Annotated in this window: 13 protein-coding genes; all 13 read left to right on the top strand. The window is 33.8% G+C overall.

Annotated features, from left to right (window positions below):
• Nucleotides 1-21 precede the first annotated feature (21 nt).
• The 13 genes from pepT to AC4BB5_RS11815 all read left to right on the top strand — a co-directional run bounded on the left by pepT (nucleotide 22) and on the right by AC4BB5_RS11815 (nucleotide 12,401).
• Nucleotides 22-1,251 (top strand): peptidase T, encoded by a 1,230-nt coding sequence (gene pepT, locus AC4BB5_RS11875; RefSeq protein WP_490456334.1) that lies wholly within the window; start codon nucleotides 22-24, stop codon nucleotides 1,249-1,251.
• Nucleotides 1,252-1,394: 143 nt separating this feature from the next.
• Nucleotides 1,395-2,297 carry a diacylglycerol/lipid kinase family protein gene (locus AC4BB5_RS11870; protein WP_490456333.1) on the top strand — a complete coding sequence of 301 codons (903 nt, stop codon included), beginning with the start codon at nucleotides 1,395-1,397 and terminating at the stop codon, nucleotides 2,295-2,297.
• 90 nt (nucleotides 2,298-2,387) lie between these two features.
• Nucleotides 2,388-2,666 carry a DUF1294 domain-containing protein gene (locus tag AC4BB5_RS11865; protein WP_490456332.1) on the top strand — a complete coding sequence of 93 codons (279 nt, stop codon included), beginning with the start codon at nucleotides 2,388-2,390 and terminating at the stop codon, nucleotides 2,664-2,666.
• A 30-nt stretch (nucleotides 2,667-2,696) separates the two neighbouring features.
• The gene (locus AC4BB5_RS11860) at nucleotides 2,697-3,743 is read left to right on the top strand and encodes a lysylphosphatidylglycerol synthase transmembrane domain-containing protein (RefSeq protein WP_490456331.1); all 1,047 of its coding nucleotides are present in this window, start codon (nucleotides 2,697-2,699) and stop codon (nucleotides 3,741-3,743) included.
• A 130-nt stretch (nucleotides 3,744-3,873) separates the two neighbouring features.
• Nucleotides 3,874-5,319, top strand: a complete 1,446-nt coding sequence (locus tag AC4BB5_RS11855) for a catalase (protein WP_490456330.1) — start codon at nucleotides 3,874-3,876, stop codon at nucleotides 5,317-5,319.
• 352 nt (nucleotides 5,320-5,671) lie between these two features.
• On the top strand, nucleotides 5,672-6,034 hold the full coding sequence (locus AC4BB5_RS11850) for a GntR family transcriptional regulator (RefSeq protein ID WP_490456329.1): 363 nt from the start codon (nucleotides 5,672-5,674) through the stop codon (nucleotides 6,032-6,034).
• A gap of 2 nt (nucleotides 6,035-6,036) precedes the next feature.
• Entirely contained in the window at nucleotides 6,037-6,735 is a 699-nt protein-coding gene (locus AC4BB5_RS11845; protein WP_490456328.1) for an ABC transporter ATP-binding protein, read from the top strand.
• 224 nt (nucleotides 6,736-6,959) lie between these two features.
• Nucleotides 6,960-7,430, top strand: a complete 471-nt coding sequence (locus AC4BB5_RS11840) for a hypothetical protein (RefSeq protein ID WP_490456327.1) — start codon at nucleotides 6,960-6,962, stop codon at nucleotides 7,428-7,430.
• A gap of 3 nt (nucleotides 7,431-7,433) precedes the next feature.
• Complete coding sequence (locus tag AC4BB5_RS11835; protein ID WP_490456326.1) at nucleotides 7,434-8,165, top strand: hypothetical protein; 732 nt, start codon at nucleotides 7,434-7,436, stop codon at nucleotides 8,163-8,165.
• Between the two features lie 3 nt (nucleotides 8,166-8,168).
• Complete coding sequence (locus tag AC4BB5_RS11830; protein ID WP_490456325.1) at nucleotides 8,169-9,083, top strand: ABC transporter ATP-binding protein; 915 nt, start codon at nucleotides 8,169-8,171, stop codon at nucleotides 9,081-9,083.
• Nucleotide 9,084: 1 nt separating this feature from the next.
• Nucleotides 9,085-9,897, top strand: a complete 813-nt coding sequence (locus AC4BB5_RS11825; RefSeq protein WP_490456324.1) for an ABC transporter permease — start codon at nucleotides 9,085-9,087, stop codon at nucleotides 9,895-9,897.
• A 107-nt stretch (nucleotides 9,898-10,004) separates the two neighbouring features.
• The gene (locus AC4BB5_RS11820) at nucleotides 10,005-10,736 is read left to right on the top strand and encodes an ABC transporter ATP-binding protein (protein WP_490456323.1); all 732 of its coding nucleotides are present in this window, start codon (nucleotides 10,005-10,007) and stop codon (nucleotides 10,734-10,736) included.
• A 3-nt stretch (nucleotides 10,737-10,739) separates the two neighbouring features.
• Nucleotides 10,740-12,401, top strand: coding sequence for a hypothetical protein (locus AC4BB5_RS11815; protein WP_490456322.1), 1,662 nt, complete (start codon nucleotides 10,740-10,742; stop codon nucleotides 12,399-12,401).
• Nucleotides 12,402-12,638 lie beyond the last annotated feature (237 nt).

Raw genomic sequence — 12,638 nt, 5'->3', positions numbered from 1 at the left:
GTGGAAAGAAGGAACCGAATAATGTATGAAAATTTATTACCTCGTTTTTTACGCTACGTAAAAACAGAAACACGCTCTAATCCAAAGAGTGAAACAACTCCGTCAACGCAAACACAAGTTGCTTTTGCTCAAACCTTGAAAAAAGAGTTGGAAGAAATTGGTATGAGCGATGTTGTATATAATGAAACCAATGGTTTTGTAATTGCTACTTTACCAAGTAATATAGATAAAGAAGTTCGTTCAATTGGATTTATCGCTCATATGGATACAGCTGACTTTAATGCAGTAAACGTTAATCCACAGATTATTGAAAAGTATGATGGTGAGTCAACGATCAAATTAGATAGCGAAGGGAAATACACGTTAAATACAACCGATTTTCCTAATCTAAAAAACTATGCGAATCAAACGTTGATCACAACAGATGGTACGACGCTTTTAGGTGCAGATGATAAATCTGGTATTGCTGAAATTATGACAGCTATGGAAATTTTGATCAAAAATCCATCAATCAAACATGGAACGATCCGTGTAGCTTTTGGACCAGATGAAGAAATTGGTGTGGGCGCAGATAAATTTGATGTTGAACAATTTAACGTTGATTTTGCTTACACGATGGATGGCGGTCCAGTGGGGGAATTACAATATGAAACATTCAACGCAGCGCAAGCAGAAGTAACGATTCAAGGGAAAAATGTTCATCCGGGAACGGCGAAAGATACAATGATCAATGCATTGCAGTTGGCAATCGATTTTCATAACCAATTACCGCAAAATGAAGTGCCTGAAAAAACAGACGGTGATGAAGGCTTTTTCCATTTAGCACAGATGAGCGGAACGCCAGAAGAAGCACAAATGACCTATATCATCCGTGATCATAATCGTGAAAAATTTGAAGCACGCAAAGCTTTGATTCTTAAAATTCAAGAAATCATCAATCAATCGTTTGATCAAGAACGTGTTCAAATCGATTTATTTGATCAATACTACAATATGGGCGAAGTAATCGAAAAAGATATGAGTATTATTGAATTAGCAAAAAATGCAATGATCGAACTTGATATTGAACCCTTGATCGAACCTGTTCGTGGTGGAACAGATGGTTCAAAGATATCTTATCTAGGTATTCCAACACCTAATATTTTTGCTGGTGGAGAGAATATGCATGGACGCTTTGAGTTTGTTTCGTTACAAGCAATGGAAAAAGCGACGGATGTCATCGTTAAAATTGCAGAATCTAATGCTAAGTAACTAGTGATAATAATAGCAAAATTTTAAAAGAGGGAGTAAAGTTACAAGTAGTGACTTACTTCCTGTTTTTCTGTCGTGGTTGAGCGTCCTACGCTTTGAAACACAGTGGAACGTTGTTAGCATTTATATTAGGAGGAACTTGAATGAATAATGTAATGATTCTCTTTAATGAAACGTCAGGTAAAGATAAGGGCAAAGAATTAGCAAATCAGTTTGTAGAGTATGCTAAAAATCATGGACAAACAGACACGAATTTTCTATTAGAGCAAGTTGGTCCAGATTGTGATAGTCAAAAAACAGTTGAAAAAGCACGAACTGAAAATATCGATACATTGATTTTTATTGGTGGAGATGGAACAATCAATCATAATATAGAAGATTTTCAAAAAGAATTACCCCACCTAAAAGTGGGCTTATTACCAGGTGGAACAGTGAACAACATGGCTAGAGTCTTAGGGATTCCTATGAAATTTGAAGAAGCGGCCGATATAATTTTAGGTGGTAATACTAGAAAAATCGATTATGGAATGATCAATCAAAAAGTGATTGTAAGTACAATGACAATCGGAATTCTAGCAGATACAGCGGCTAGGATTAGTCAAAAAGAGAAACAAAAATATGGGAAACTTATTTTTGTGAAGAATTTTTTCAAATTGCTGGCTAAGAAAAAACGATATCGCTTAGAAATCAAAACAGAAAAAGAACAATGGCAAGGGAAAACGCAATTAGTGACAGTGACAATGACGAATTCGGTTGGTGGTTATACGAATTTTGATGATTCAGCCTCACCAGATGATGGCTTGTTTCATTTAACGATTTTACCGAAATTAAATTTTTTCAAATTAGCATTTTATCTACCTAAAATTATTGCGGGAAAAGTTTATGAACTTCCTGATATTAAGTATATAACGGCTTCTGAAATAAGTATTAAAAGTACGAGTGAAAAGAAAGTAGGGACACGTGTTGATGGTGATCCTAGTGAAGATTTACCAATTCAAATGAAAGTGGTCAAACATGGACTTACGGTTTTCGTGCCAAAATCATAGGATCAATCATTTGTTTGAGTGTTGAATTACCTTTACAGTTTGTACTCTTTCAAGGTATTCTAATAAGAGAATAATGTTGGAGGAAAAAGTATGACCGAGTTATTGAAGCATTTACCATGGCTGTATTTACTTATTATAAATTTGATTGAATTTTTTGAAATGTATGTAGATAAACAGCGAGCCAAAAGGAGAAAATGGCGGATTTCAGAATTTAATCTGCTGTTTATTGGCATGATTGGTGGCGGAGTTGGTGGTTTATTAGCACAGCAGTTATTTCATCATAAAACAAGAAAGTTACGCTTTTATTTTTGCTTTATTTTTGGTACACTTGTGACTATTGCAGTTATTTGTTTTAGTTATCAAAAATAATCGTGAATATAAATTTAGTGGGGAGAAACCATGAAAAGCAATTCTAAAACAAAAGTTTTTCTGAATATTGGGTTATTAGCAATTTTTATCGGAGTAATCATCTATGTGATGGATAATTCTCTCAGTGATATATTTGCTCAGTTAATGCAAACAAGCTGGATTGTTGTTGCCTTAGTTATTTTGTTAGGTGTCATCTATCAGATTGTAGAAGGACGCTCAATCAAAGAAATTGCTTCTTATTTTCAGAAAAATTTCACAACGAAAGATGGATTTTTTACATCGTGCTATGTGGCTTTTTATCGAGTGATTTCGTTTGGAACAGGGACGTTGCTTTCTGAAATTTATTTTTATAAGAAAAAAGGACTAGCTGTTTCTCAAGGTGTCGGCGTAACAGCGCTGCATATGATCATGTACAAAGTTGCGGTTATTTTTCTATCGATACTTGGTTTGATTTTCCAATTTTCTTTATTTTATGAGCGCTCACCAAAAATGATTCCCTTTATTTTAGTAGGTGTGGGCCTGACATTTGTTATCATTTTTTCATTGCTAATTCTTTCAAGCAGTATCAATCTTCAAGTGATTTTAATAAAATGGACAAATAAATATTTTAAACGTAAGAAGTTAAGAGATTGGGTAGACAAGTGCAATTTGCAGATCTATTCATTGAGAGAAACTGTTCAAACGATTACAAAAGATCGCTCAGCAATGCTCCGAATTTTCGGTTGGAATGTTGCAAAGTTACTGTTTTGGTATGTGATTCCTTATGTTGTATTAGTTGAGAATCATCCAAATATCGATTTTCTTCTAGTACTTTCTTTTACCAGTTTTTCTGTTATTTTGTCTGGTGTATTTCCGACACCAGCAGGAATTGGTCCGTTTGAATTTGTTTATTTATTACTATTTAAACCATTAGTTGGAACGGTGGATGCTGTATCGTCGTTATTATTATATCGTTTTGGTAGTTTTGTTTTGCCATTTCTGATTGGGTTTCTTTACGTGTTAGTCCAAAAACGACGAGAGATAAAATTAGGTCTTCATGCTGTTAGGGAAGGAAAAAAAGAAGGTCTAGATGAGTAGCTAAGTTATGACTTTTAAAGAGGTTGGTACGAAACGTGATATGTTTCGTACCAACCTCTTTTGTTTGAATAATTATCATATTAGAGTTATTGTTGATATGTAAAGAATATATGTATAGGAAGGTGAAAATATGAGTAAAAAAATAACGACCAATGAAGGACAAGCTGTCGCTAATAATCAACATTCACAAACTGCGGGTAAAAGGGGACCTGTATTGATTCAAGATGTGCATCTTTTGGAAAAGTTAGCCCATTTTAATCGTGAAAGAATCCCCGAAAGAGTCGTTCATGCTAAAGGCGCTGGGGCTTTTGGTGAATTTGAACTCACGAATGATATGAGCCAATTTACAAAAGCCGGTCTTTTTAATGGAGTTGGCAAAAAAACAAGAGTAGCAATTCGTTTTTCTCATGTAGCAGGTGAATCTGGGTATATCGATACGTATCGTGATGTCCGAGGTTTTGCAGTCAAATTTTATACAGAAGAAGGAAATTATGATATTGTCGGCAATAATACACCCATATTTTTTGTCAATGATCCTTTAAAATTTCCTGATTTTATTCATTCGCAAAAGCGAGATCCAAAGACACATTTACGTGATCCTTACATGCAGTGGGACTTTTGGTCTCATTCGCCTGAATCTGTTCACCAAGTGACTATTTTGATGGCTGACCGAGGGATACCAGCAAGTTATCGGGCGATGCATGGCTATGGCAGTCATACATTTAAATGGGTCAATGAGCAAGGTGAAGTTTTCTGGGTGAAATATCATTTTAGAACAAATCAAGGAGTAAAAAATCTTACCGATGAGGTTGCCGGACAAGTCGCTTGTGAAAATACTGATTATTTGACGGATGAATTATTTCAAGCGATTGAAATGGGTGATTATCCTTCATGGACTCTTTGTGTACAGATTATTCCTTATGAAGAAGGGCTAAACTACAAATATGATTTATTCGATGTAACAAAAGTTGTTTCACAAAAAGAGTATCCATTGATCGAAGTTGGGACCATAACATTGAATGAAAATCCTCAAAATTACTTTACTGATGTTGAAGAGATTGCTTTTTCACCAGCTAACTTGGTACCCGGAGTAGAAGTATCACCAGACAAATTATTGCAAGGAAGATTGTTTGCTTATAAAGATGCAGCTCGCTACCGTTTAGGAGTGAATTACGATCAATTACCTGTCAATAAACCAATCAATGAAGTCAATAATTATGAACGAGATGGGTTCATGCAAACTAATAATTATGGTGGGGCAGTCAATTATGAACCGAATAGTCAAGACGGGCCAGTCCAAGACGAATCTGCTGCGATCACTCCATTTGCTGTAGAAGGTCAGGTTGGGACCTATGAATATCATTTAGATCACTACTCACAAGCAGGAGATTTGTATCGCTTGATTCCAGAAGCAGAAAAAGAACGGTTAGTTGAAACAATCAAAAATAATCTAGGTCAAGTAGAGGATCGAAATATCCAAGTGCTAGAGATTAAACAGTTCTACCTTGCAGATAAAGACTACGGTTCAAGAGTTGCTGAAGCCTTGAACATTCCAATAGAAGAAATTCAGTCATAAAAAAATTTCATCAGTCACTCCCAATACAATCTGTTATCCTTTTATTTTGAAATTAAAAGTAGGCTTTACTGGTTGTTGCAAAAGAGGGGGGAGATACAGGAAATAATAGAAAAAAGTTGCAGGAGTAGGAGTGATTTCTGCAATTAAACTGGCAAAAGATATTAGAGAAGCTGTTGAGAAATTAAATAGATCACTAAAATAACTTAAAGAGGGAACAAGATCAATTTATTGATTTTGTTCCCTCTTTTAATTCTGTTCCCCCTAATTCAAAAAAATATTGAACTTCTTATTTGAATGGTGTACTATTTAACTAGAACACTAGTGAAGATGAAAATAAATTGGAGGGAAAGTCATGGATTTCCACACAGATCGACCGATTTATTTACAGATTATGGACTTTATTATTCAACAAATCGTTTCTGGTAAGTTTCAGCCAGGTGATAAAGTTAAAGCTGTAAGAGAAATGGCTGTCGAATTAGCCACAAATCCCAATACAGTACAACGTGCATTACAAGAACTAGAACGTGAGGATATCTTATTTTCTAAACGTGGACTGGGTCGTTTTGTTACAGAAGATTCTAATAAAATCAGTGACTTAAAAAATCAAGCAGTTGGACAAGTCATTGAAAATTTTCTGGTTGAAATGAATAAATTTGGTTGGACGCAAGAACAAATAAAAGATGTTCTAGAAGAATACATTGAAAAGGAGAAATAATAGTGGGAGAATTAGTGAAGATTGAACAGTTGAGCTACCGTAAGGGAATGAAACAAATTTTTCGAGCATTGAATTTTTCTGTTACATCTGGCAAGATTATCGCATTGATTGGTGAAAATGGTTCTGGCAAAACAACAATCATGCGTTTACTTTCAGGATTGGCCTTAAATTGGAAAGGGCAAATTTTAATTGATGGTTGCGTTGTTGGGACTAAAACAAAATCATTTGTAGCGTATTTAGAAGACAAAAACAATTTTCAACCAAATCAACAATTAGAAGAAATCATTTCATTTTATGCGCGCTTTTATTCAGATTTTGATAAACGAAGAGCATATGAGTTATTACGCTTTATGAATTTGAGTGAGTCTGAAAAGGTAGGAAACTTATCCAAAGGAAATGCTGAAAAATTTGCTTTAAGTATGACTTTGGCTAGAAGAGCCAAGTTGTATTTATTAGATGAACCTTTGAGTGGGGTAGATTTGTTATCAAGAGAGAAGATCATTCAATCATTATTGCAATGGTTTGATGAAGAAAGTACGATTATTATTACGACCCATCAGCTCAGAGAAATTGAAAATATTGTTGATGAAGTGATGTTTTTACGTGATGGACAGATCATCTTGCATGAATCTTTAGAAATGATCAAAGAAGTCAAACATAAAGATTTAGAAGATTTGTATCGCGAGGTGTATGAAATTTGAGTAAATTCTTTTGGCTATTTTTTTCAAAAACACTCTTCTTAGTTTATAGTGCTACATTTTTTCTTACATTTTTGTTGGGATGTATTAATGTTTATAGCATAAATCAACAATCGTTTGAGGTTAGTACTGCATTCTTTATTTTTTCGCTCTTAGTTTATTTTTTGCTCTTTTTTGTGTTGGAATCAAACCGGATTTATCAAATTTTTAGGTCGGCTGATTTTCGATTGTTGCCGATCAGTACAGTTAAATTATATACTTACAATTTGATTTTCAGCACGATCACAGGTATTAGCTTTTTTATGGGGAATGTGATTATTGGTTGGATCATCAATTACTTGGTAATAAATATTCCATATACAATAGATATGACGTGGATTCAAGGTCTAGCAGCAGCTATTGATATCATTGTTTTATTTTTATTGGTGCAATTACTTGTTTGTATCTACGCATCAATCAAGACTTATTTTCAAAAGAAATTTCGTTGGGTTTTGGAAATTGTTTTGTTCATTATATTTACGGTGTTGATCGATTATTTATCTGTTTTGGATTTAGGTATAGTAAAAGGATTTGTAATGAATAATTTGGGTCTAAAGCAGGAAATTTATTTTCGGTGGATTATCCAGCTGATGATTGCAAGTATTTACTTTAGCTTAAGTATCTGGCTGATCGATCGATATGTAGAAGCGGAGGATTGATAGATGTTGAAATTATGGAACGAATATAGAAAAGAGAGTCGATTGATTTGGTTATTCAGTATTTTTTCTTTCATAGTTCTTAGCGCATTTATTGGCTATAAATTAGGGACTCAACAAATGTATATTGAAGGAATTTCTCAAGTTGTTTTAGTAGTTGTATTTTTATTTTTATTTATTCATTTCATTTGGGAGATGTTTCGTCAGATCAAAGCCTGGAAAAAAAGTCCTTATCGATTGCTACCTATTAGTGAAACAAAGTTTTATTTCAGTAATATCTTATTTAGTTGGATTACTACCACGATTTTTATGTTGGGTTACTACTTGTGCCTAGTTGGTTTAGTTTTTTTGCTAGATAAACAAGTAGATATGACGGATTTCCAAGAGTATTGGAAACACCTTCTAGTCGCTAGTTATTTTTTCCTTTCAGTATCGATCTATGTTCAATTCTTTTATTTATTAAGTAGTTTGATCAGTACGAAAGCACCAGTCCGATTGCAACGGGTATCAAAATACTTACTATTTCTCCTTTTATTTGCGGCAGAAATAACAATCAGTGAGCAGTTAGTAAGTGGGTACAGAAAAATCGCATTTATCAAAAGTTATCAATTTAAAATTATTATAGGATACGTTCCGTTATATCTAGAAGATTTAATTTTTGATTTAGTATTATTAGGAGCAAGTACTATAGCCAGTATTTTTATTTTGAAAAAATACATTGAAGCAGAAAGCAGGTAGAGTATGGAACAAAATCAAGTATTAAAAGTTGAAGCTATTTCAAAACGTGTTGGTAAAAAATTGATTATCAAAGATGCTTCATTCATCGTTAAAAGCGGAAAAGTTACTGGTTTATTAGGTCCTAATGGCGCAGGTAAAACAACAATCATCCGGATGTTGGTAGGGTTGATGAGTCATGACCAAGGAACGATTCAAATTGCGAGTCAATCACTTTCGGAAAACTTTAAAGAGGCGATGACCCATGTTGGGGCAATTGTTGAAAATCCAGAATTTTATAATTATATGACTGGAATGGAAAATTTAAAACAATATGTACGCATGTCACCTAAAGCAATTTCAGAGGAAGAATTAAATCAGGTGATTCGCAGTGTTCATTTGGAAAATAACATCAATCAAAAAGTTAAAACATACTCTTTAGGGATGCGGCAAAGGCTTGGTGTGGCTCAAGCGATTTTGCATAAACCGGATCTGCTACTTTTAGATGAACCAATGAATGGATTAGATCCAAAAGGAATGAGAGAGTTTCGTGAGATGATCCAAGAGTTGAAAAATCAAGGTGTAGGTGTACTAATTTCAAGTCATCAATTGAGTGATATGGAATTATTGTGTGATGATTTAGTAATCGTCCAAAAAGGGGAAATCACTTATGTTGGGCCAATGAATAATCCAGAAGATGAAAGCAAATTGATTTTACTATTAGAAACCGATCAACAGCAACAGGCCTTATGCTTTTTAGAAGAGCAAGAATATATCGTGAATGTTGATGGAAAATATCTAAAGATCGAACTGACAGAAGATAATAGAACGAGCTTAGTCAAACAATTAGTAGAGGCGGGAATTGGCATCAAAGAGTTAAAAGTTCACGTAGATTCTCTAGAGGAGAACTTCTTACGCTGGACAGAAGATGGAGGATTATAGTATGAGTGTTTTAATAAAGAATGAGTGGGAAAAACTAATCAAGAAAAAATCCTCTTGGATTATGTGGATCATATTAGTCGTAATGACGTTTGCCATTACATTGTTAGTAAGATCAACGGCTAAATCTCAAAGTGGTGAAGTTATGACGAAAGCAAATGATTTATTTGCCAGTTTGACTGAAATGACCTCATTTCTTAATTTGTTCGTTGTCGTAGTTGCTGCCTCGATCGTAGCAGAAGAATTTAGCCGCGGAACGATCAAGTTTTTATTGATCCGTCCATTTACGAGAAGTCAGATTCTATTTTCAAAATTTATTGTTTGTGTGCTATATAGTGTGATTGGCACAGTTATTTTGTATCTGAGCAGTTTGATTTCAGCTAATTTATTATTAAGCAGTCAATCACCGTTAGCTGTTGTCAAAGGCTACCATGGTTGGAATGCTTTGACGGTAGCTGCCGCTTATGCGGGTGCTAATCTATTATTACTTCTTTTATATATTACAATTACATTGTTTATATCAGCAGCGATTCGTTCGCAAAGTTTAGCCGTTGGAGTTGGTTTAGGTGTTTTATTTGGTAGTAGCATCATTAATTCTTTTTTAAACGTTGTGATACCTGAACATCAGTGGTTAAAGTGGAATCCGTTTAATATGTTGAATATTAAAAATACGATCATGGAAAATACTGATGCGGCTAATAGTTATCCAGGCTACTTGAATTTTTGGCAAATGGCTGGTGGAATTTTAGTTTATAGTTTGATTATTTATTTTGTGATGCAGTTATTGTTTAAAAAGAGAGATGTATCATTAAGTTGATAGCTCTGTAATGCAAGTAGAGGGGACTTCCTTATTATTGCTAGTTATGATCTAATAACTGTGAGTAAGTCTAAGATATGAAATAATTGTTAGGGGAGTGTTGAGGGATGAAATTGGTATTGGAAAATGTAAGTAAGGGTTTTGAAGGGAAGCAAGTGATTGAACAAGCGAATTTTACATTTGAAAAAGGGAAAATTTATGGATTGTTGGGTAGGAATGGTGCGGGAAAAACAACACTGTTTAATTGTATTTCAAAAAATTTGACGCTTGATGATGGCACGATCAGTATTGAACAAAATAAGCAAATAAAAGTAGGTTATGAAAATACAGAAATCGGCTTCGTTTATACAATGCCACATTTACCAGCATTTATGACAGCGGTAGAATTTGTAAAATTTTTTATTGATATTAATAAAGACCGAATTAAAGAACCTCAATCGCCACAAGTATATTTGACTTCTGTGGGTATTGAGTTGGGCGATCACGATCGTTTACTCAAAGATTATTCTCATGGGATGCAAAACAAAGTGCAAATGTTAGTTTCATTGATCATTCAACCACCCATTTTACTGCTTGACGAACCATTAACTTCTTTTGATGTTGTTGCAGCGCATGAGATGAAGGAGTTGATTTTAAAAGCTAAAAGAGATTCAGTCGTGATTTTTTCTACACACATTTTACAGTTGGCTCAAGACTTGTGTGATGAAGTTGTATTGCTTCATCACAAGAAATTAATAGGAGTTGACCCTGCACGCATTCATGATATAGATTTTGAAGAAGAAGTAGTTCAGTTGTTATCAAATGATAATGAATTGGGCACTCAAAACAAGGAGGAGTAAAAGGTGAAGGTATTTTTTACGTATCTCCGAAACTACAATTATTTTAAATTAACTAGTGTTGCTAAAAAGGTCAATGGCTTGATTTATTATTTAAAAAAGTTGCCATTGATTGGTAAGAAAATTCCAATCTCTCTTTATAGCTACTATCCAGTAAAGCAAGTCGTTGCTGCTATTGCCTTCATTTTAAGTCTACTGTTTAGTATTTTTAACAAATTTATCTGGCTAGCTGTTTACACTGGTATAGCAGCATTAATTGAGAGTGTTGTGATGCAGGAAAATTTAGTGAAGCTACTGATCTCGTTTAAACCTAGTGTTTTGACAAATGGACTTTTTCTCTGGTTCGTGTTGAATGTTCTTTTTTTAGGATTTTATAATCGATTTACGATGATACTTGATAAGAAGATGATTGATTTTTATGAGGAGTTTTTATTATCAAGAACAGTTGTTGTTAGAGGAGATATGTTGTTGGATATAGGCTATCAAGGAATTGTCTACCTCCCAGCAGCACTTGTTTTTGCTACTTTATTTGGACAAGGAGCATCAGTTGTTTTCTTTATTTTTTTCAGTTATTTAGTAGGAAATTACTTTTTTTCTTTATTGGGGCGAATGGTTTACACGTGGAAGTTTTCAGCTGTAAAACGAAAAATATTTGGAGCAATCGTTGGGCTATCGCTAATTATTATGGGTGGTTTGAGTGAGTACTTCAAAATAGTTCAGCCAATAATGACCGTTTTTTTGTCTTGGTGGGGGATTGTATTATTGTTTCTTTTGTTAATAGGTATTTTGTGGTATTTGTTGACGTTTAAACGAGAGAACGATTTTTTACTTTATTGGATAGAACATGCCAGTCTGAATTTGGAGTCGATAAATGAAAGCACTCAGAAACAGAACCGATACCTAGCAGAAGGGCTAACCATGCAAAAAAAATTAGTCATCAACTCAGATCAGGTGTCTCAAAAGTTATCGGGCAGTCAATACTTAAATTCTTTATTATTTAGTCGGTATCGCTCAATTTTGAATAAAGCATTGCTATTTCGTTTTTACTTCATTGCTACGGCTTGGGTAGCGATTATTAGTGCAAGTTTATTTGGTTTCTTCAGCAAAGCAGATAATGGAGAGCTGGTTAAGACGTTTCCTAACTTATTTTTCGTTATGTATATGGCAAGCTTTGGGAAAAAAGTAGTCCAGATGGTTTTTGTCAATTGTGACGTTTCGATGCTGTATTATCCTTTTTATCGAGAAGCGAGTACGATTCTTTCGGGATTTAATTATCGTTTTAAGCAAACGTTTTATTATAATAGTATTGTTTCTGTGGGAGTTTTTATTTGTTATTTGATTCTTCAAGTGATGAATGATTTCTTTTTGAGTGGGCAGTTTTTTGTTATGTTAGTGCTTCTTTTAATCGCTCTATCGTTTTTATTTTCTTTTCATGAGTTGTTTGTTTATTATATTATTCAGCCATTTACAGGAGATATGGAAGTTGTGAGCCCGTTATACAAAATTATTTCAGGAGTATTTTATTGGATTTCGTATATGAATATCCAATTACATTCTGTAGGGTATTTATATGTGACGATCGTTGTATTGAGTTGTATAGTCTATGTGTTGATTGGTTTTATTATTATCTATAAAAAAGCACCAAAAACGTTTCGTATCAAAACATAGGAAAATAAACTAAATAAGTGTGAAAATTAGAAAATATTTCTCTGTATTAATACTAAAATAAAAAGTTGAGAGCGCTCTAATGATAGTGTCTTTCAGCTTTTTTGTCTGTTGTAAATAGAATGGCAAAACTGTATTATTAGAAAAAGTAAGTGTTTTATGACTAATCTAATAAATTGCTAATAAAATCGCTATTTTTAGAAGTGAAAGCTTGTTTAAATATACAAAAATGATTATGAT

This window comes from Enterococcus sp. AMC1252 (assembly GCF_058216515.1).
Note: the sequence above shows the minus strand (reverse complement) of the source record. Positions and strands in the feature narration are given on the sequence as shown.